Source organism: Dethiosulfovibrio faecalis (assembly GCF_021568795.1).
In the GTDB taxonomy this organism is placed as follows: domain Bacteria; phylum Synergistota; class Synergistia; order Synergistales; family Dethiosulfovibrionaceae; genus Dethiosulfovibrio; species Dethiosulfovibrio faecalis.
The window spans coordinates 57,783-77,216 of sequence record NZ_JAKGUE010000007.1; the positions used below are offsets into that span (position 1 = coordinate 57,783).

At 55.5% G+C, this 19,434-nt stretch carries 20 protein-coding genes; 15 read left to right on the forward strand and 5 right to left on the reverse strand.

What is annotated here, in order from left to right; genetic code table 11:
- Positions 1-37 precede the first annotated feature (37 nt).
- From L2W58_RS06845 to wecB, 3 genes are read left to right on the forward strand one after another with little or no spacing between them, the layout of a single operon-like run.
- Entirely contained in the window at positions 38-583 is a 546-nt protein-coding gene (locus tag L2W58_RS06845; protein WP_236102608.1) for a winged helix-turn-helix domain-containing protein, read from the forward strand.
- Complete coding sequence (locus L2W58_RS06850) at positions 580-1,533, forward strand: NAD-dependent epimerase/dehydratase family protein (RefSeq protein ID WP_236102609.1); 954 nt, start codon at positions 580-582, stop codon at positions 1,531-1,533. Before L2W58_RS06845 ends, L2W58_RS06850 begins: the two co-directional genes overlap by 4 nt.
- The gene (gene wecB, locus L2W58_RS06855) at positions 1,533-2,642 is read left to right on the forward strand and encodes a non-hydrolyzing UDP-N-acetylglucosamine 2-epimerase (RefSeq protein ID WP_236102610.1); all 1,110 of its coding nucleotides are present in this window, start codon (positions 1,533-1,535) and stop codon (positions 2,640-2,642) included. The genes L2W58_RS06850 and wecB overlap by 1 nt, the downstream gene beginning before the upstream one ends.
- On the opposite strand, the gene L2W58_RS06860 is transcribed toward wecB, so the two are convergent.
- Genes L2W58_RS06860 through L2W58_RS06875 form a run of 4 tightly spaced genes read right to left on the reverse strand, consistent with a single transcriptional unit; the run spans position 2,639 to position 5,332 of the window.
- Entirely contained in the window at positions 2,639-3,250 is a 612-nt protein-coding gene (locus L2W58_RS06860) for an acetyltransferase (protein WP_236102611.1), read from the reverse strand. The genes wecB and L2W58_RS06860 overlap by 4 nt on opposite strands.
- Positions 3,247-3,870 (reverse strand): sugar transferase, encoded by a 624-nt coding sequence (locus L2W58_RS06865; RefSeq protein WP_338033076.1) that lies wholly within the window; start codon positions 3,868-3,870, stop codon positions 3,247-3,249. The genes L2W58_RS06860 and L2W58_RS06865 overlap by 4 nt, the downstream gene beginning before the upstream one ends.
- Positions 3,867-5,018 carry a DegT/DnrJ/EryC1/StrS family aminotransferase gene (locus tag L2W58_RS06870; protein ID WP_274705047.1) on the reverse strand — a complete coding sequence of 384 codons (1,152 nt, stop codon included), beginning with the start codon at positions 5,016-5,018 and terminating at the stop codon, positions 3,867-3,869. Before L2W58_RS06870 ends, L2W58_RS06865 begins: the two co-directional genes overlap by 4 nt.
- A 50-nt stretch (positions 5,019-5,068) precedes the next feature.
- Positions 5,069-5,332, reverse strand: a complete 264-nt coding sequence (locus tag L2W58_RS06875) for a hypothetical protein (RefSeq protein WP_236102612.1) — start codon at positions 5,330-5,332, stop codon at positions 5,069-5,071.
- Positions 5,333-5,730: 398 nt separating this feature from the next.
- Between L2W58_RS06875 and arcA the strand changes: the two genes are divergently transcribed.
- The 5 genes from arcA to L2W58_RS06900 all read left to right on the forward strand — a co-directional run bounded on the left by arcA (position 5,731) and on the right by L2W58_RS06900 (position 12,385).
- On the forward strand, positions 5,731-6,954 hold the full coding sequence (gene arcA / locus L2W58_RS06880) for an arginine deiminase (RefSeq protein WP_236102613.1): 1,224 nt from the start codon (positions 5,731-5,733) through the stop codon (positions 6,952-6,954).
- 82 nt (positions 6,955-7,036) lie between these two features.
- A complete protein-coding gene (gene arcD / locus L2W58_RS06885) occupies positions 7,037-8,464 on the forward strand; it encodes an arginine-ornithine antiporter (protein ID WP_236102614.1) in 1,428 nt (475 codons plus the stop codon).
- 119 nt (positions 8,465-8,583) lie between these two features.
- Complete coding sequence (locus L2W58_RS06890; RefSeq protein ID WP_236102615.1) at positions 8,584-10,134, forward strand: M20/M25/M40 family metallo-hydrolase; 1,551 nt, start codon at positions 8,584-8,586, stop codon at positions 10,132-10,134.
- Between the two features lie 137 nt (positions 10,135-10,271).
- Positions 10,272-11,276: an amino acid permease gene (locus L2W58_RS06895; RefSeq protein WP_338033077.1), complete on the forward strand. Its 1,005-nt coding sequence runs from the start codon at positions 10,272-10,274 to the stop codon at positions 11,274-11,276.
- A gap of 32 nt (positions 11,277-11,308) precedes the next feature.
- Positions 11,309-12,385, forward strand: coding sequence for a M24 family metallopeptidase (locus L2W58_RS06900; protein ID WP_236102616.1), 1,077 nt, complete (start codon positions 11,309-11,311; stop codon positions 12,383-12,385).
- Positions 12,386-13,270: 885 nt separating this feature from the next.
- Here the strand turns inward: L2W58_RS06900 and L2W58_RS06905 are convergent.
- Positions 13,271-13,504 (reverse strand): hypothetical protein, encoded by a 234-nt coding sequence (locus L2W58_RS06905; protein ID WP_236102617.1) that lies wholly within the window; start codon positions 13,502-13,504, stop codon positions 13,271-13,273.
- 170 nt (positions 13,505-13,674) lie between these two features.
- Here L2W58_RS06905 and prdC point away from each other — a divergent pair, with 170 nt between their 5' ends.
- The 7 genes from prdC (at position 13,675) to L2W58_RS13055 (ending at position 19,427) form a co-directional block, all read left to right on the forward strand.
- Positions 13,675-14,982, forward strand: coding sequence for a proline reductase-associated electron transfer protein PrdC (prdC, locus tag L2W58_RS06910; RefSeq protein WP_274705048.1), 1,308 nt, complete (start codon positions 13,675-13,677; stop codon positions 14,980-14,982).
- A 14-nt stretch (positions 14,983-14,996) separates the two neighbouring features.
- Positions 14,997-17,108, forward strand: coding sequence for a D-proline reductase (dithiol) proprotein PrdA (prdA, locus tag L2W58_RS06915; RefSeq protein WP_236102618.1), 2,112 nt, complete (start codon positions 14,997-14,999; stop codon positions 17,106-17,108).
- Complete coding sequence (locus L2W58_RS06920) at positions 17,089-17,364, forward strand: CBO2463/CBO2479 domain-containing protein (RefSeq protein ID WP_236102619.1); 276 nt, start codon at positions 17,089-17,091, stop codon at positions 17,362-17,364. Before prdA ends, L2W58_RS06920 begins: the two co-directional genes overlap by 20 nt.
- A 2-nt stretch (positions 17,365-17,366) precedes the next feature.
- Positions 17,367-17,819: a glycine/sarcosine/betaine reductase selenoprotein B family protein gene (locus tag L2W58_RS13230; protein ID WP_236102620.1), complete on the forward strand. Its 453-nt coding sequence runs from the start codon at positions 17,367-17,369 to the stop codon at positions 17,817-17,819.
- A gap of 90 nt (positions 17,820-17,909) precedes the next feature.
- A complete protein-coding gene (locus tag L2W58_RS13235; protein WP_236102621.1) occupies positions 17,910-18,092 on the forward strand; it encodes a hypothetical protein in 183 nt (60 codons plus the stop codon).
- Positions 18,093-18,168: 76 nt separating this feature from the next.
- Positions 18,169-18,933 (forward strand): glycine/sarcosine/betaine reductase component B subunit, encoded by a 765-nt coding sequence (locus tag L2W58_RS13050; RefSeq protein ID WP_255700433.1) that lies wholly within the window; start codon positions 18,169-18,171, stop codon positions 18,931-18,933.
- A gap of 17 nt (positions 18,934-18,950) precedes the next feature.
- Positions 18,951-19,427 (forward strand): glycine/sarcosine/betaine reductase component B subunit, encoded by a 477-nt coding sequence (locus L2W58_RS13055; RefSeq protein WP_255700434.1) that lies wholly within the window; start codon positions 18,951-18,953, stop codon positions 19,425-19,427.
- Positions 19,428-19,434: the final 7 nt, after the last annotated feature.

Sequence of the window (19,434 nt, forward strand, 5' to 3'; positions counted from 1 at the left end):
TTGATCGTTTTGCCTAAGGTCGATAGGAGCGAATGATATGCTTGAATCTCTGATAACGTCCAAGACGCGGGTGCGTCTTCTTCTAAAATTGTTTCTGAATCCCGGATCCTCGGGATACCTGAGGGAATTGGCCGACGAGTTCGGCGAGTCGACGAACTCGGTCAGGGTGGAGCTGAACCGCCTGGCCGAGGCGGGGTTGCTAGAGTCCTCCACGGAAGGCAGAACCAAGGTCTATCGGGCCAACAGCGGACATCCGTTGTTTCCGGAGATACAGGGGCTTGTCCGAAAGACCATGGGGATAGATCGTCTGGTCGAGTCGGTCGTGGCCAAACTGGGGGACGTGAGGCTGGCTTTCGTCACCGGCGATTACGCCAGAGGGGTGAACTCGGGGCTGATGGACCTGGTTTTGGTGGGATCCATCGACAGGGAGTACCTACAGGGACTGGTTTCCCGTCTGGAATCGGATCTGGGAATAAAGATAAGGTGGCTGGTTCTGGACGACGACGAGTTCGAAAGGCTGAAGGTCACCTTCGAGGGGCAGGATGCTCTGGTCATCTGGAAAAGAGAGGAGAACCGGTCATGAAAGGAAAAAAAGCCCTCGTAACGGGAGGAGCGGGTTTCATAGGCTCTCATCTCTGCGATCTTTTGATCGAGAGGGGATGGACCGTGTCCGTTCTCGACGATCTCTCCGGGACGGACGGTTCCAACATAGAACATCTAGAGGGCAACGGAGTGGAGCTCTACAGAGGGGATATTCGGGACCTTGCTCTGATGGAACGTCTTCTGGCGTCGGTCGACGGGGTCTTTCATCTGGCCGCCATGGTATCGGTTCCCAGGTCCGTACGGGAGCCCAGGGAGTGTTACGAGGTAAACGTGACCGCCTTTTCCGATATGCTCGAGATCCTGAAGGACAGGCCTATTCCGGTGGTGTACGCCAGCTCCGCCGCCGTCTACGGAGAGGGGGCCGACGACGGTCCGAGACGGGAGGCCGAGCTTCCTATGCCCCAGTCTCCCTACGGCGCTAGCAAGGCCATGGACGAGCTGGTGGCAGCCGCGGCTTTTCGCTGTTGGGGTATCCCTTCGGTTGGGCTTCGGTTCTTCAACGTCTACGGTTCCAGACAGAATCCGGAGGGACCCTACGCCTCGGTCATACCCCGTTTTACAACGGCCCTTCTGGACGGCCGTGCCGTGACGGTATTCGGCGACGGAGAGCAGACCAGGGATTTCATCCACGTTAAAGACGTCGCCAGGGTCATGGTAAGGGTCGCGGAGGAAGCCGAGTCCATAGGCGGGTCGGTCATGAACGTGGGAAGCGGCCGCAGGGCCTCGGTGAACGAGGTCTACTCGCTGTTGTCCCGGCTGGTTCCGGAGAGGGAGGCCCCTTCCTTCGAGCCGGAGAGGCCCGGTGACATCAGACACAGCTTCGCCGATCTATCCAGGCTTAGGAGCCTGATGGACCTTTCGTCCTTCCGATCCTTGGAGGACGGCATAGACGATACGGTCTCCTATTATCGTCGGAGATGCGGCCTCTGATGGCGAAGGGAAGGGATAAGGTAGTCGTCCTGGTCTTCGGGACCAGGCCGGAGGCCATAAAGATGGCCCCGGTCTACAGGGCCCTTTCCGGACGGGACGGCCTGATCCCCAAGATACTGCTCACAGGACAGCACAGAGAGCAGCTTCGCCAGGCATTGGAGATCTTCGAGATATCCGCCGATGCGAATCTGGACGTCATGACAGACCGCCAGACCCTTCCGGATCTGGCGGCCAGAATTCTTCCCCAGGCCGCCGAGGCCCTGAGGGAACTAGAGGCGGATTACGTCCTGGTTCACGGAGATACCCTGACCACCTTCGCCGTGGCCTGGGCGGCCTTCCTGGAGAGGATCCCGGTGGGGCACGTCGAGGCGGGGCTTCGCTCCGGATCAATGTCCGAGCCCTTCCCGGAGGAGGCCAACAGGGTGTTGACCGACGTCATATGCGATCTCTACTTCGCCCCTACCGAGACCTCCAGGGACAATCTGCTTCGGGAGGGCAAGAGGGAGGACCGTATAGTGGTGACCGGTCAGACCGGAGTGGACGCCATTCTCTACGCCGCCCGAAAGGGGGCCCTGCCTGTCGAGATGCCCGAGTCGGGAAGGATCGTAACGGTGACTCTCCACAGGAGGGAAAACTGGCCCGTTCTGCCGGGTCTGGCCGAGGCGGTGTCCTCGATAGCCAGGGAGCATCGGGACCATCTCTTCGTCTATCCGGTCCATCTCAACCCTAAGGTCCGTGAGTCGGTGTGGTCGATTTTGGAGAAAGAGCCGAACGTCCTTTTGCTGGATCCTCTGGAATACGGGGCCATGGCGGCGTTGTTGTCCGCCAGCCGTCTCATACTGACCGATTCGGGAGGGCTTCAGGAGGAGGGTGCCTCTCTGGGGGTTCCTGTGGCGGTCGCCAGAAACGTCACGGAGAGGCCCGAGGGAGTGGAGGCCGGCATACTGACCTTGGTCGGCAACGACCCTAAGAACCTGAGGGAGGCCGTGTCGTCTCTTCTGGATGACGATGTCCGTTTGGCCCAAATGGCGTCGTCTCCCAATCCCTACGGGGACGGAAGGGCGTCGGAGAGGATAGCGAAAGCCCTCGACGATGTAGTCGAGGGCTAGCGAGCGGGTCTGGCCGGCGTTCCCACCGCTGTGATTCCTCCCGGCAGGTCGTACACGATTGTGGCTCCCGCTCCGACGGTGGTCCAGGCTCCGACGGTGACGTCCGGGACCGCCCGGCTTCCTATGCCCATGAAGGACCCTTCCTTCAGGGTAACGGCCCCGGCCAGGTTGCATCCCGGCGCCACGTGGACGAAGTTCCCTATGTGGCAGTCGTGGTCCACCGTGGCTCCGGTGTTTATTATGGCGTGGCTTCCCAGAACCGAGTCCGGCTGGACCACCGCTCCGGCGAAGACCACCGTGCCAGGGCCTATCCTTACCGATGGATCGACGATAGCGGAAGGGTGAACGGCGGAGATCCAATCCACCCCCTCAATCCTACGGGCGATTTTTCGTCTCGTCTCGTTGACCCCCACTGCGATAACCGCCGAGGGGTTCTTGTATTCCCTGACGACATCCATGGGGCCCGCTACGGTTATTCCCGATACCTTCGTACCCCACAGTTTTTCGTCGTCGTCCAGTACGGTAGCCACATGGTATCCCAATGCCTTCAATGTGGCTATGACCACCTTGCCGTGTCCTCCCGCGCCGAGAACGAAGACGTCTCTCATCGGGAGCCTCCGAAGGGCGGCATGGTGGCGTGGTCTCCCGAGCTTATGCCTTCCCTGCGGAACACCGATTTCACCGTCATGACGAGTATCTTCCAGTCCAGTCTTCTGGACCAGTTGTCCACGTACCATATGTCCAGGGAGAACTTGTCCTCCCAGGACAGGGCGTTCCTTCCGTTCACCTGAGCCCAGCCGGTCACCCCCGGTCGGACCAGATGGCGTCTGGACTGTTCCGGACTGTAGAGAGGTAGGTATTCGACCAGCAGAGGCCTGGGGCCCACCAGGCTCATATCTCCCTTCAGGACGTTGAACAGCTCGGGCAGTTCGTCCAGGCTGGTGCTGCGGAGGAACCTTCCGAAGGGAGGAAGTCTCTTTTCGTCCGGCAGGAGTTCGCCTCTTTCGTCCCTGCCGTCTGTCATGGTGCGGAACTTTATCATGTGGAAGATCCGTCCGTTCAGTCCCGGCCTTCTCTGCTCGAAGAATATGGGATGGCCCAGCTTGGACCGAACAGCCAGGGACACCGCCGCCAGTATCGGAGACAGGACCACGATGCCGGCAGCCGCCAGGCATATGTCGACGGCTCTTTTGATAGGATCGGTTACGGAGGGATGGGGATTTTTCACCGTTTCAGGGCCTTCTTTACCGCCTCTATGACCCTGTACTGCTGCTGCTCCGTCATGGAGGTGCCGGAGGGGAGGCACAGGCCGTTCTCGAAGAGCCTGTCTCCTACGCTTATCCCGTCGTCGTGGGAAGCGTAGCCGCAGCCCTCGAACACCGGCTGAAGGTGCATTGGCTTCCAGACCGGCCGGCTCTCTATGTTCTCATCTCCCAGGGCCTTCCATATGTCCATGGCGGTGGTACCGGTCTCGTCGGGATCGACGGTTATGGAGGTGAGCCACATGGAGGATCTTCCCTTTTCGGCCTCGGGCATCAGGGCGATTCCCGGTATGTCCGAGAATGCCTTTGCATATCTTTTGTAGACGGTCCTCTTGGCCTCGACCCTCTCGTTCAGGTGAAGCATCTGCCCTCTGCCTATGGCGGCCAGGACGTTGCTCATCCTGTAGTTGTAGCCTATCTCGCTGTGCTGATACCAGGGAGCCTTGTCCCTGGCCTGGGTGGCCCAGAAGAAGGCCTTCTCCCTGGATTCGGGGTCGTCCAGCAGGAGCATCCCTCCTCCGGAGGTGGTTATTATCTTGTTCCCGTTGTAGGAAAGCACCGAGTAGCGTCCGAAGGTGCCGCACTTTCTGCCGTCGTATTCGGCTCCAAGGGCCTCCGCCGAGTCCTCCAGTACCGGGATGTCGTGGTTGTCGAAGATGGGCATGAGCTCGTCCCATTTGGGGGCCTGGCCGTATAGCTCCGCCACTATGGCCGCCTTGGGCTTTATTCCCTTGGAGGACAGGTCGTCTATGGCGCGCTCCAGGGCCCGAGGCGACATGTTCCAGGTGTCCTCGTCGGAGTCGACGAAGTAGGGCTTGGCTCCCATGAAGGTTACAGGACTGACCGACGCTATGAAGGTCAGGCTGGAGCAGAGAACCACGTCTCCGGCCTCTACGCCCAGAAGTCTCAGTCCCAGGTGAAGCGCCGCCGTGCCCGAGCTGAGAGCCAGGGCCTGAGGTCTTCCTATATAATCGGACGTCTCCCTCTCGAATGCGTCCACCTGAGGTCCCAGAGGGGCTATCCAGCCCGATTCGAAGGCTTCGTGGACGAAACGAAGCTCGTCTCCGCTCATGTGAGGTGGGGACAGTATTATTCGTTCTCGTTGCGTAGTCAAAGGGTCACCCTCTTCATTTTTGATTTAGACCGGTTTCGATCGATATTCTATCACGCTTTTACGTCCAGATGCCCGTGGACGATTATGGGTTTGCTGGGAGGCGGGGCCTTTTCCGGTTCCCGTTCCTCCGGCTCGTCCTTCTCCTCTTTATCCTCGTCTTTTTCACGATCCTGTTCCTGTCGGAGCTCTTCCTCCAGGGCCTCTTCCCAGTCTTTTTTGCTCCCCTTTCCGTCCTTCCCTCTTCTCTCCACTCTCTTCAGTCTGGTCGGAGCTATGGATTTTACCGGCCTTATACTCTCTATCCTCTCGGTCATCGGATATCCCTCCTCGTAAATGGCTCTCCTTTGTTTTTTCGTACTCCTCGAGGGGTTTCTATAGTTGAAGATTTAAACTATAAACGAGTTTCTTAGTGTGCTTTCTTTTTCGACGATCTATAAATCGAACGAAGGTTTTCTAAATCGGAGTTTATGGACTCCGGCTTGGTTTATTTTGGTTTATTATAAGTTTTTAGACGAGCTGGGTTATCTATGATAGAGATCTCTGGAGTAGCCTTGAACCCTTGCTGTACTTGTGTTCTTGTCTTCGTTTGGGGGAATGGCCTGTTTCGGGCCTTCTGAACCTATTGACATATTTGGTTTATGATATAGACTTAAGCCGTAGAGCGAGATCCCGTTTGTTTCAGTTACACTATCCAATGTAAGGAGGAATATATATGAACCCGTCTCCTTTGAAAGTCTCTTCCGAGATCGGTCGTCTTAAGACGGTGCTTCTTCACAGACCGGGTAAAGAGGTGGAGAACCTCACCCCCGATCTTATGGAGCGCCTTCTCTTCGACGATATTCCCTATCTGGAGGTCGCCAGACAGGAACACGATGCATTCGCCGAGATCCTTACGGGTAACGGGGTGGAGGTCCTCTATCTGGAGGATCTGGCCGCCGAGTCCCTGACGGATGTCTTTGTTAGAGGCAGTTTCGTCGACGATTTCATCTCCGAGGCGAGAATTCCCGGTCGCGGTACCAGGGAAAGCCTCAAGGATTATTTTCTTTCCTTCGAGCCCAGGGAGATGGTGGACCGAATGATGGCCGGAGTTCGTTGGCACGAGATGGCCGATGCCCGCAGGCTCTCTTTGGCGGACAAGTTAAGCACCGACGATTTCTTCGCGATCGATCCCCTTCCCAACCTCTATTTCACCAGAGATCCCTTCGCCACGATCGGCAGCGGGATAACCCTCAACCACATGCGCACCGACACGAGAAACAGGGAGACCCTGTTCGCCAAGTACATCTTCGAGAATCACCCCCGTTTTTCCGACTGCGAGATTCCCATATGGTTCGATCGAGACGAGCACACCTCCCTGGAGGGCGGGGACGAGCTGATCCTCAGCCCGAAGGTGCTGGCCATAGGTATCTCCCAGAGGACCGATGCCGCTTCGGTGGAGACCCTGGCGGATAATATATTCCGGGACGGCCAGACCTTCGAGACCATACTGGCTTTCAATATCCCCAAGAAGAGGGCTTTCATGCACCTAGATACGGTCTTCACCATGGTGGACAGGGACAAGTTCACCATCCATCCCGAGATAGAAGGTCCGTTGCAGGTCTTCTCCATAAAGAAGGACGGAGACGGCCTCAAGATAGAGGAGATGACCGCCACCCTGGAGGATATCCTCAAGAGCACCCTGAAGCTGGACGACGTAACCCTCATCCGATGTGCCGGAGGAGATCCGGTGGACGCCCCCAGAGAGCAGTGGAACGACGGTTCCAACACCTTGGCTATAGCTCCCGGCGAGGTGGTGGTCTACTCCAGAAACTACGTCACCAACGAGCTTCTCAGGGATAACGGCATAAAGACCTACGTCATGCCGAGCTCCGAGCTCTCCAGAGGACGTGGCGGCCCGCGCTGTATGAGTATGCCCCTGGTCAGGGAAGAGATCTAGTCTCTTCGACCGGTCCATTTCGTCTACCTTTATTCTTACGCTTCGTCTCGTTTTTTTCTCCGAAAGGTGGTCCGTTTCTCAAATGTCCGACGATAGAAAACTGGGTTTTTTCGCCCTCGTGGCTTTGGTAGTGGGGTCGATGATCGGTGGAGGGGTTTTCAGCCTCCCCTCCGACATCGCCCAAGGAGCTCATCCGGGAGCCATTCTGTTGGGATGGCTCATCACCGGTGTTGGTATGATCTCTCTCGCCTTGGTGTATCAGAGTTTGGCGTCCAGAAAGCCCGATCTGGACGGCGGAGTCTACAGCTATGCCAGGGCCGGTTTCGGTGAGTATATCGGGTTCAACTCGGCCTGGGGGTATTGGATAAGCGCCTGGTTGGGGACGGTTGCCTTCATAACCCTGCTGTTCGGCGCAATAGGATATTTCTTCCCCGTCTTCGGCGAGGGAAACAACCTAGCCTCGATTCTGGGAGGTTCTTTGGTCCTGTGGAGCGTCCATTTTCTGGCCCTTCGGGGTGTCAGGGAGGCGGCTTTGGTCAATCTGGTGACCACTATAGCCAAACTGGTTCCCCTCATCGTATTCTTGGTCCTGGTTACTTTGGGCTTCAATGCCGACCTCTTCAGCTCCGATTTCTGGGGCACCGGAGGGGCCTTCGAGTGGAGTTCCGTCATGGCTCAGGTCAAGAGCACTATGATGGTGACCCTCTGGGTGTTCATAGGCATAGAGGGGGCGGTCGTCGTCTCCGGAAGAGCAAAGAACCGCAAGGACGTGGGGACCGCGACCTTGGTCGGTCTGGTCGGTACCTTGGTGATCTACGTTCTCGTTTCGATCACGTCTCTAGGAGTTATGGCCCGTGGAGATCTGGTGGGGCTGCCCAATCCCACCACCGCCTATATACTGGAGTCCGTCGTGGGGCCGTGGGGCGCCACCTTGATAAACCTGGGGCTGATAGTGTCCCTCCTGGGAGCCATCCTCGGATGGACCCTCCTGGCCGCCGAGACTCCCTACGTGGCGGCGAAGGACGGCGTCCTTCCCAGGCTTTTCGCCAAGGAGAACGCCAACGGAGCTCCCGTCGCCTCTCTGTGGATAACGAACGGCCTGATTCAGCTTTTTCTGGTGTTGATCCTCTTCTCCAGCGGGACGTATCAGGCGGTGTATACCATAGCCAGCGCTGCCATCCTCATACCCTACATGTTCAGTGCCCTGTACCAGTTCAAGCTGGTCGTCACAGGCGAGTCCTACGGCCCGGAAGAGTCTCGTGTCGGCGATCTCGCGATAGGTGCGATAGCCTCGGTTTACTCCTTCTGGCTGATCTACGCCGCTGGGTTGGACTATCTCTTGATGTGTGCCGTTCTTTACGCTCCGGGAGCTTTTTTCTTCTGGAAGGCAAAGTACGAGTCGGGAAAGTCGGCTTTTTCTCCCTCGAACTTCCTGATCTCCGGAGGTCTGTCCGTCGCAGCCGTTTTGGCCCTGACCCTGATGTACAAAGGGGTCATAAGTCCTCTGTAGTATGTTCGATTTTTCTAGTATAATCGATGACGTAATCCTTTTAAATAACGGTTTCCACTGCGATGGAGATGCCGTTTTCGGAGATTTTATGTATCCGTGAAGGAGGACGATCTATTACGATGGAAAATCGAATAAGAGAGCTGCTGCTGGATCTATGTTCGGTTAAGAGCGTTTCCGGCTCGTCCGGCGAGTTGGAGATGGGGCGAAAAATCCATTCCATCCTGGCTAAGTTGTCCTGTTTCTCCGGCGAGAGGTCGGGGAACCTTAAAACGATAGACTGCGACGGTCGCCCTGCCGTGCTGGCCTTTATGGAGGCGTCCGGCGGCTCCTCGGCCACGTTGGGACTGACGGGGCACTTCGACGTGGTCAGCGCCTCCGTTTACGGTGACCTGGCCGACGTGGCCTTCGATCCCGAAAGGCTTGCGGTCGATATCGCCATGAGGGAGCTTCCCGAGCCGATCCGTAAGGATCTGGACGAAGGGTGGCTTTTCGGGCGGGGAACCGCCGATATGAAATGCGGTCTGGCCGTTCACATGGCGCTGATTGAAAAGTGGGATCGTGAGGGCGCCCCCTGTAACGTGCTGTTTCTGGCGGTCCCCGACGAGGAGAACCTGTCTCTCGGCATGAGAAAAGCCGTTCCCGAGGTGGCCCGTTTTCTGGAGGAAAGGGGCCTGAATGTGTCGGCCTGGGTCAACGGAGAGCCCACAGTAGGAGCCAAGGGCTCTAGCTGGCCGGTTCACCGCGGGTCCATAGGCAAGGCCATGGGTTTCGTCCTCTCCGTGGGGGTGGGATCCCATGTGGGAGAGTTCTTCAAGGGAATAAGCGCCGTTCAGATAGCCGGTCAGATAAACTCCCATCTGGAGGGAGCCCCCGAGTCGGCGGATCGGTTGGGCGATATGGTTTTTCCTCCCGCCGCCTGTCTGGGGCTTGAGGCGTTGAGGGACGGTTACTCCGTTACCCTCTACGACAGGGTGATGGCCCGTTATAACCTGCTCTACTGTTCCCGTTCTCCCGAGGAGCTTTTGAAGGTTCTCCTGAACTCCGCCAGGGAGGGGCTGGCCAGGGCGATAGACCTGACCTCCTGGTCTGCCAGAAAGCTGGGCGTAAGTCTATCTCTGCCGGAGTCGCGGGTGATGACCCTTTCCGAGCTGAGAAAGGTCGCGGGAGAGGCCGATCCCGTCGGAGGCGACGTCTCGGGGTCCCCGGTCGACGCGGCGGCGGCGGAGGTACTATCTCTTCTGGACAAAAGCGGCCTGGATGGGCCGATGGCGGTCGTGGGATTTCTGCCTCCGTTATACCCTCCAACCGTGGCGGTCGACGACGAAGCCGAAGGGCGGTTGGATCGAGCCCTGGAGGCGGTGTTCGACCTCGCCAGGGAGAGGGGCTACGAACCCGTAAATGTGCCGGTTTTCGAGGGTATCTCCGATCTGAGCTACCTCGGTCGTGCCGTCGGGAACGGCGATATGTCCGTACTGAAGGAGAACATGGCGGGATGGGGCGATCTCTACGACGTTCCCTTCGAGGCCATGAAGGCGGTGCAGGCCCCGGTCTGCAACCTGGGGCCCTTCGGAAAGGACGTACACAAGGCCACCGAGAGACTTGAGCCCCGCTTCGCCTTCTCCGTCCTGCCCGACCTGGTGGAGAGACTGGCGGAAGAGATCTCTCGCTGATTTTTTAGATACGTTTCGTCTCTTAAGGGTGGATCGAGCTTGGCTCGACCACCCTTTTTTGCCCTGTTGATCTTGAAATATTGGCATCAGCTTAAATATTTCAAATTAAGCAAGCTGAATGGGGTATCTCTGCGGTAATATTTTCGTACTGTATCCTGTTTATCCGATATTGGTTTAAACGGTGCTTTTTTATTTTCGTGGGAGCCTTGGGATCAACCATCCCCGCTATCCTTTTGATAGCCATGGGTTTCGTATCGGTGTTTGTTTTCGGACATCAGTCGGCCTCGGTCTATACTGTGCAGAGCATGATGCCTCAGTTGAACGTAAATTCCTTCGTCGCGATTTCGTCCGTTTTGTTCGCTCTGGGCGGCGCGGAGACGACGGCTAATTTCGTCACGGAGATGGAGAACCCTAAAAAGGACTTCCCCCGAGCCATATTGATAGCCGCATGTCTGATCTCGGGGCTTTATATATTGGGTTCCGTCGCCATAACGATGATATTGCCCACCAGCGAGATAACTGCCTCTCAGGGTATCCTCGTGGCCTTGTCCCAGGTCGCCTCCCACCTGGGGGTAGGGACATGGTTCATCAAGCTGGTCGCTTTTGGAATTACCCTGTCGGTTTTGGGCGCCATCATTCTGTACATCGGATCGCCTATAAAGATGCTTTTCTGCAGCGTCCCGAAAGGGGTTTTCCCGGAGAAATTGACCGAAAGCAACGAGCATAACATCCCGGTCAGGGCGGTTTATCTTCAGGCTACGATAGTGACGATAATCCTGCTCGCCATAAATCTACTGCCCTCGGTGGACATAATCTACAACGTTTTGGTCACCATGACCGCTTTGACCTCGCTCTTCCCCTATATCCTTCTCTTCACGTCCTATATAAAACTGCGCAGGACGAGACCTGACGAGGTCCGGCCCTACGTGATCGCCAAGGACGCGAATACGGCGATTTTGATAGCCTCCGTCGTCATGGTCGTGGTCATAGGCGGCATTCTGTTGCCCCTCGCTCCGGCTATGCCCACCCTTAGGGAAAACGTTATCTACGAGATAGAGATAATAGGCGGAGCAGTCGTCGTTATTTTCAGCGGGTTGTGGATATGGAGAAAATTCGTTAAAAGAACCCATTGTGTCAGGTAGTTGATAATTAAATATCATAGGAGGTCGATTATATGAACAGGACCAGGCTTGACGCCGTTCTAGCATCCATGGAGAAGAAGGGAATCCCTCAGATGATAGTGTCGGATCCCTGTGCCATATTCTATCTGACCGGAAAATGGATCCTGCCGGGAGAGAGGATGTTGGCCCTTTATCTTGACCTGAAGGGCAAGCACAGGCTTTTCATAAACGAGCTGTTCCCCGTGGAGGAGGATCTCGGTCTGGACATGGTGTGGTACAACGACACCCAGGATCCGGTACCCATGCTGACGAAATTCACCGATCACGATGGGGTTATGGGGGTGGATAAGAACTGGCCCGCCCGTTTCCTGCTTAAGCTCATGAAATCCGGCGGCGCAAGCGACTTCGTCAACGGCTCGGAGATAGTGGACAAGGTCAGGATGTGTAAAGACGAGATGGAGAAGGACCTCATGAGGACCTCCTCCAAGTTGAACGATTCCGCCATGGACAGGATGATCGGCCTGGTTCCGAAGAAATACACGGAAAAGAAGATGGGCAAGATGCTAGGCGACATCTGGGAGGAATTAGGGGCCGACGGGCATTCCTTCGATCCCATAGTGGGATACGGAGCCAACGCCGCAGACCCTCATCACGTGATGGACGACTCCCTCGTCAAGGAGGGGGACTGCGTGATCATCGACATAGGCTGTCGTTTTCAGTCATATTGTTCGGATATGACCAGAACCGTCTTTTATCGCAGCGTCTCTGACCACGCCAGGGAGGTTTACGAGATCGTCCGAGAGGCCAATATGAGGGGGATCGAGAAGGTCAAGGCCGGTGTCAGATTCTGCGATATAGACGGGGCCGCGAGGGATTATATAACGGAGAAGGGATACGGCAAGTACTTCACTCACAGGTTGGGGCACTCCATAGGCATAGAGGATCATGAGTTCGGAGACGTTTCACCCGTAAACACCGACGTGGTAATGCCTGGGCAGATCTTTTCCATCGAGCCCGGAATCTACCTTCCGGGCGATATAGGGGTGAGGATAGAGGACCTGGTTATAGCCACCGAGGATGGATGCGAGGTTTTGAACGGTTACACTAAGGATCTTATCGTTGTAGATTGACTCGTTAAAAATCAAAAAACAAAGGGGGCGTATATTTTTATAATGCGACCCCTTTGTTAATGTTATTAGTCTATCCATAATAACGACGGAGGAGAGAATAGGAAATCTATTCTGAAAACGAAGCCCTGAATCGGCCTTATTTTAACGGGGTTAGATCGGTAAGTGGGCTTGGCGACAGTGTTTTTCATGGGTCGTCGCCATCACGTCTGGGAATTTGATCGGAAAATTCAAAGTATATTTTTTATTTGACAGCATCTCTTGCCCATGGTATTGGTTATGATATAGAGTGAACAATTTAATAAAGAGTAAGGGCGTTTGCCCATCGATATGAGGTGAACTTCCGGTCTCTAGTTATTCCTTCGCAGCAGCCGTTTTGAACACATATGAAGTATATATCTCTCTCTACTTTTCGTTCCTTGTTCGTCTTTATGTCGTCTCTATCCGCGGCGTCTTTGAATGGTCTTCTTGTGGTTTCGCCTTGTTTTTTGTGCGGCATTCATGTGAAAGCGCTCTCAATAACTCCTTTCTTTGGGCGGCGTTTCGTTTAGAGTTGCATGAGATAGGGAGGTGATTGAAGAACTAAAACGAGTAAAAGTGTTTTCCTTTTTGGCTGTGTTTGACAGTTTTACTGCTTTGTGATATTAATTGTTTTGTGAGGTGGATAGTTTAATAACTTTCTGCCATGACTCTATGTATGAAGGAGATAATCGCTTTGATACGGAATGTCATCGCTATGGGTCAGGCTACTGAAGAGAGCGAGACCCCAGCCCCAGCCCCAGCCCCAGCCCCAGCCCCAGCCCTGTGCCCGGAACCGTGCCCAGGACCATGCGGTTTTGGCCGTCTTCGCAAGAAGCCTCCACTGGACGGGATTTTTATGGTGATGTCCTACCCATGCCCAGTTTGCCTGGTTTCGATGCCGGAAAGGCGACCATCGGAGCCAGTCGATCTAGGACCATACCTTACCCCAAGTCCCATAGCCTCCTGTCTGAATAGAGTCATCCTAACTGTAAATAGTTGCATCTCTCTTTCAAATCTCTCCCCTTTGTCCCTGTCGGCCTTTGGCCTGAACAGGCGACGAACCCCTTTCTTTTTATCCAAAACAAAATTCATATCTATCATAGAGGTTCTTTTATGTGACCGCCTGTCGAGGCTGTCGTCCTTTCTGAGTTCTCAGGAAGGATCGTTCGCGGCGGCGTAGTCGGACTCGTTAAGGTTTCCAGGGTGGCGGCCTGCGTCTGCTTTTGTCTCGCTGTCGCTTTAACTTTATATATCCTTAGGGGGGTATGACGTTGAACTACTTATTCAATATCCCTTTGTCTATGCACATAGGGAAACCAAGTTCTCCGACAGTGAAAGAAGGGGATTTGGTCGAACGAGGGCAGTGTGTCGCCGAGCCCGACGGCTTGGGGGCCAGGATCCATTCCAGCGTGTCCGGGGTGGTGAAGGAGATATCCGAAGGTTTCATCGTGATAGAGGCGAGCGAGAACCAGTCTAGGGACTACGTCAAGGTCAAGAAGGGCAAGGACATGGTCGAGACCGTCTTCAACGCCGGAGTGGTCGGAGCCGGAGGCGCCGGTTTTCCCACTCACGTGAAGCTTAAGACCGATCTAAACGGAGGGCATATAGTCGCGAACGCCGCGGAATGCGAGCCCGCTCTTCACCATAACATAAAGGGAATCGAGAAGGACGCGGGGCTCTTCATAAGGGGAATCCGCCATGCCATGCGGATGACCGGGGCCGGCGATGCCGTCATAGGGATCAAGGGAAAGAACGAAAACGCTGTAGCGGCCCTGCGCAAGGAGCTTGGCAGCGACGATTCCATCAAGATCCACCTCCTCGCCGATATGTATCCCATGGGGGAGGAGCGGGCTTTGATACACGATATCTTCGGGACCTGGCTGGAGCCCACCCAGCTGCCTTCGGATGCAGGTTGCGTGGTCTTGAACGTGGAGACCCTCAAGAACATAGCCATGGCTATCGACGAGTTCAAACCGGTGATAGACAAGGATTTCACGATCATAGGGAAGATAGGACGGCCCGACGGAGTGAGGATCTTTTCCGATGTCCCCGTGGGGACCTCGGTCAAAAAGCTTATCGAAGACGTCGGTGGCATCGACGGAGATTTCGGGGAGCTCATAATAGGCGGTCCCTATACCGGAAAGGCGGCGGGCATAGACGATTCGGTCGTCACCAAGATCTCCGGGGGCGCCATAGTCACGATACCTTTCCCTCAGTTCAGGGGAAAACTCGGTTTATTGGTCTGCGCGTGTGGAGCCGACGAGGCCAGGCTTCGGGATATAGCCCGCAAGATGGGGTCGGAGGTCGTGTCCGTAGCGGAGTGCAAGAACGTCGTGAAGATAAAGGGTGCCAATAAGTGCATGACTCCGGGGGATTGTCCCGGTCAAGCTCAGGCCGTTTTGAAGCTGAAGAGGGAGGGGGCTGAGAGGCTTTTGATTTCCAATTGCAGCGACTGTAGCAACACGGTCATGTGCAGCGCCCCTAATCTGGGGTTGCCTGTATATCACCACACCGATCATGTCATGAGGACCATCGGGCACGATCTGACAAGAAGGTTGCCCTTCTCGGGTGACGAATAAAGGAGCGGATAAGAATGTCTATCGATATCGAGCAAGCGAAGAAAATGGCCGGTAAGCCGGCTATCGTCTGCTGTCGGACGGAGGAGGGGACGATTCTGGAGTCCCACAACCTGGAGGATCCTGCGATTTTTCCGGACCTCGAGGACTCCGGATTGCTGACTATACCGTCTAATTGCCATAAGATCGGCGAAATTTTGGGAGCTAAGCTGTTGAAGACTATAGACTCTCTCACTCCCCTGACCCCCGATCTGGTAGAGGGGGCCAAGAAGATGTCGGACGCCGGGACTACGGATGGTTCGTCTAAGGCCAAGGTGTCGAAGAAGAACGAGAAGGCGGTCCTCAAGGTTGGAAAGAAGGCAGGTGAGCCCATCGGTCCGGACGATCTGGAGGATCCGTCCAACTTCGCCAATCTCGTGGACTCGCTCTTGCTCTCCTTGCCCCGGGACGCGGTGACTCGCGGGGAGGCCGTCGGGAAAAAGCTGTCCTCCGCCAGGGAGGCCTTCACTGCCTTGACTCCCTCGATGTTCCAGGGATACGTGGCGCCGGCTATGCCTGCACAGGCCGCTCCGAAGCTCTCCCGGTCCTCCGGCAGCTACGGAGGTACATTGAGAATCAAGATAGAAGAAGGGCGAGGGATAGATATAGAGCTGCCTCTCGGCTCGTACGGCAACTATTCAAGCGAGGAGCCCTATCCCTCGGAGGCGATGCTGGTAGAGGTCCCGGAGGAGGAGCCTCGGGCTCTTTCGGCCGCCAAGGCGGAACCGAAGGAGATCCGGTCTCTGGTCAAGAAGCATTTCAACATCACCGAGGTCAGTTTCGGCGACGATACGAAGATAGATGGAACCAAGCTCTACATCAGAAAAGACATCTGCGACGATGCGGTGGAAGTAAGCGACTTGGTCAAGAAGATAAAGATAGATATCATCACCCCCGAGTTATACGACACCTACTCCGAGACCCTGATGGACATCCAGCCTATAGCGACGAAGGAGAACGACGGCAAGCTGGGGACTGGGGTGACCAGGGTCCTGGACAACGTGGTCATGGTTATCACCGGGACTGACGAGAACGGGGTTCAGATAGGAGAGTTCGGCTCGTCGGAGGGAATTCTCCAGGAGAACATCCTATGGAACCGTCCCGGGGCTCCCGACAAGGGCGACATAATGATCAAGACCGAGGTGGTCATAGAGGCTCACACTAACATGGAGCGTAGGGGGCCGTTTTCTGCTCATCGGGCCACCGAGTTCATCACGAACGAGATCCGCATGGCGCTGAAGGATCTGGATGAAAGTCTCGTGGTAGATACGGAGGAGTTCAAGCAGGTCCGTCATCCCAGCAAGAAGAAGGTCGTCATAGTCAAGGAGATAATGGGGCAGGGAGCTATGCACGACAACCTGATACTTCCGGAGGAGCCGGTAGGCATGCTCGGAGGGCATCCCAATATCGACCTTGGGAACCTCCCCGTGATGCTGTCTCCGCTGGAGGTGCTGGACGGCGGCATCCACGCTCTGACCTGTATCGGACCGGCATCGAAGGAGTGCTCGAGGCATTATTGGCGTGAGCCTCTGGTGCTGGAGACCCTCAAGGACGAGGAGATGGATCTCTGCGGCGTCATATTGATCGGAAGCCCTCAGATCAACAGCGAGAAGTTCTACGTGTCGGAGAGGCTCGGCATGACTGTGGAGGCCCTGGACGTGGACGGAGCGATCGTCACCACCGAGGGCTTCGGAAATAACCATATAGACTTCGCCAGCCATATCGAGCAGATAGGTATGAGAGGGATCCCTGTGGTGGGTATGTCTTTCTGTGCCATGCAGGGAGCCTTGGTCGTGGGTAACCCCTACATGACTGCCATGGTGGACCTGAATAAGTCCGATAACGGGATCGAGAACGAGATCCTCGGCTGTAACACCCTTTGCAGGGAGGACGCCGTGAGGGCGTTGGAGATGCTTCGGGCCATCATGAACGGCGAGGAAGTCATGGAGCCGGAGCGCAAGTGGAACCCCAACGTGAAGGAGAGCAATCTTGAGAGCATAGAGGAGCAGATCGGAATGGAGTTGGAGCTGGTCCCGAACGAAAATTCCATACCGGTAAGCGATAAACGTCGTGAAAAATACATGGACTGATCTGCCCTTGAACTACGGCGACAAGCTCATCGTGATGGCCGGAGTCATAGTGGACATTCAAGACGGCGCCGTTGGGATGGATCTCAAGGGACGTCTGGGATCCCTTCGGGTCCCTAAAAGGATGCTTATCTGCGACGAGCCGTTGCAGATCGGACAGGAAGTCGCCTTCAGGATGAGCTTTCCCGAGGTGGTCAACTCGACCCCAAACGAAAAGTACGTGCAGATCTTAGAACACGAAAAAGAAAGGAATGGATAGATATGGTAGCCGTCTGCGTAAGTGGATTGCAATCCGAGATATACGTCCCCATAACTCCGAACCCTGTGTGGACCCCGGTCACCAAGGACCTCAAAGACATGAACATCGCCCTGGCGACCGCGGCCGGAGTGCATCTCAAGAGCGACAAGCGCTTTAACCTGGCTGGAGACTCCACCTATCGTATCGTTCCCGGAGATGCCCTGATCGACGACATGATGGTCTCTCACGGAGGATACGATAATGGTGACGTCAACAAGGACATCAACTGCATGTTCCCTCTCGACCGTATCAGAGAGCTTGCAGCCGAGGGGTTCATCAAGTCCGTAGCCAAGAGCCATGTCGGGTTTATGGGTGGCGGCGGCAATCAGGAGAAATTCAAGAACGATCTCGGTCCATCGGTGGCGAAGATACTGAAGGACGAGGGTGTGGACGCCGTCCTTATGACCGCTGGGTGAGGCACCTGCCATCGGTCCGCTGTCATAGTACAGCGGGCAATAGAGGAATCGGGGATTCCTACGATAATAATCGCTGCTTTGCCTCCCGTCGTGAGACAGAACGGTTCGCCCAGAGCCGTCGCTCCCAGGGTCCCCATGGGTGCGAACGCCGGAGAACCGCATAACGTCGAGATGCAGATGGCCATAGTCAAGGACAGTCTCAGGGCTATGACCGAGATAGAGTCGGCAGGGGTGATAGTCCCTTTGCCTTACGAATACATAGCGAAGGTCTAAGTCAGACATACGCAGGATATGCGTACGTCCACGTTGGATGTGCGCATATCTGATGAATACGGAGATGACTTCGATCATGGATAACTCTAAAAAGACTAGAAAGTTGGTGGTCAATGCCTTCCACGTCAAGAAGGTCGTTTTTGGAGAGAAGACGTCCTTCTGCGACGGGTTATTGACCTTGGGCGAGGAATTGAGACCCATGGCGGAGGAGGTCCACTCCGATGTCATAAACAAGGTCCGATTGAACGTGATCTCTCCCTCTCAGCGCGACGTAGAGGTGAACGCCATAATGGATTTTCAGCCCATCGCAACGAAGGCTCTGGGGACTTTGGGCGAGGGTGTGACCAACGTGCTCACCGGAGTGGTGGTCATGATAAACGGAATAGACGTCGACGGACGGCAGGCCTCTAACATGGGTGCGGCATCGGGAAGGCTCAAGGACGCCGTGGTTTTCAATCGCAGAGGGACGCCGCAGGAGTCGGACTACATCGTACAGGTCGACGTCGAGTTTCAGAAAGATCAAGGTCGGGTCCGATCCGGTCCGAACGCTGCGTATCGTCTGTGCGACTCCGTGATCCAATCCATCAGGGAGTCCATAAAAAAACTGAACCCTAGAGATGCCGATGAAAGACACGTCTATTACGAGAGTGTTTCTGCGGATAAGCCTAAGATCGTGATTGTGAAACAAGTAGCAGGTCAGGGCGGAGGGTACGATACCAGGCTTTTCGGCCGGGAGCCCGCCGGATTTGAGGGAGGATACTCCATAGTCGATTTCGGGAACGTCCCGGTGATAGTAACCCCGAACGAATATCGGGACGGAGCCTTGATGTGTCTCTATTGATTTGACGGAGGATAAATATGGGAATAGGACCTTCCACTAAAGAGACCACGTTGCACCATTTCAGGGATCCTCTTTTGGAGATCGTCGATAGCGACGACGACGTCGATTTGTTGGGGGTCATAGTTGTGGGGACCCCGCAGGACAACGGCGATAAGTATTTTGTTGGAAAGCGCGCCGCGGCGTGGGCGGAGTCCATGAGAGCCGATGGAGCCATAGTCTCGTTGGACGGTTGGGGAAATAGCCACGTCGACTTCGCTAACACGGTCGAGGAGCTTGGGAAAAGGGATATCTCCGTCGTGGGGGTCAGTTTTGTAGGGACTCAGGCTCAGTTCGTCGTTGTGAACAAGTACATGAACACCATAGTCGATATCAACAAGACGGAAGAAGGAGTGGAGACGGAGGTCCTTGGCGAGAACAGTCTTTCGGAGCTCGATGCCAAAAAGGCGGTTTCCCTTCTTAAGTTGAAGATGCGCAAAAGACAGGAATCCAATTAAAGTCAAG

Coding starts and splice junctions, on each gene's coding strand:
- arcD (WP_236102614.1), top strand. CDS start 7,037: ATGTCCGACGATAGAAAACTGGGTTTTTTCGCCCTCGTGGCTTTGGTA.
- L2W58_RS13050 (WP_255700433.1), top strand. CDS start 18,169: ATGGATAACTCTAAAAAGACTAGAAAGTTGGTGGTCAATGCCTTCCAC.
- prdA (WP_236102618.1), top strand. CDS start 14,997: ATGTCTATCGATATCGAGCAAGCGAAGAAAATGGCCGGTAAGCCGGCT.
- L2W58_RS06845 (WP_236102608.1), top strand. CDS start 38: ATGCTTGAATCTCTGATAACGTCCAAGACGCGGGTGCGTCTTCTTCTA.
- L2W58_RS06905 (WP_236102617.1), bottom strand. CDS start 13,504: ATGATAGATATGAATTTTGTTTTGGATAAAAAGAAAGGGGTTCGTCGC.
- L2W58_RS06900 (WP_236102616.1), top strand. CDS start 11,309: ATGAACAGGACCAGGCTTGACGCCGTTCTAGCATCCATGGAGAAGAAG.
- L2W58_RS13055 (WP_255700434.1), top strand. CDS start 18,951: ATGGGAATAGGACCTTCCACTAAAGAGACCACGTTGCACCATTTCAGG.
- L2W58_RS06875 (WP_236102612.1), bottom strand. CDS start 5,332: ATGACCGAGAGGATAGAGAGTATAAGGCCGGTAAAATCCATAGCTCCG.
- wecB (WP_236102610.1), top strand. CDS start 1,533: ATGGCGAAGGGAAGGGATAAGGTAGTCGTCCTGGTCTTCGGGACCAGG.
- L2W58_RS06860 (WP_236102611.1), bottom strand. CDS start 3,250: ATGAGAGACGTCTTCGTTCTCGGCGCGGGAGGACACGGCAAGGTGGTC.
- L2W58_RS06850 (WP_236102609.1), top strand. CDS start 580: ATGAAAGGAAAAAAAGCCCTCGTAACGGGAGGAGCGGGTTTCATAGGC.
- L2W58_RS06890 (WP_236102615.1), top strand. CDS start 8,584: ATGGAAAATCGAATAAGAGAGCTGCTGCTGGATCTATGTTCGGTTAAG.
- arcA (WP_236102613.1), top strand. CDS start 5,731: ATGAACCCGTCTCCTTTGAAAGTCTCTTCCGAGATCGGTCGTCTTAAG.
- L2W58_RS13230 (WP_236102620.1), top strand. CDS start 17,367: ATGGTAGCCGTCTGCGTAAGTGGATTGCAATCCGAGATATACGTCCCC.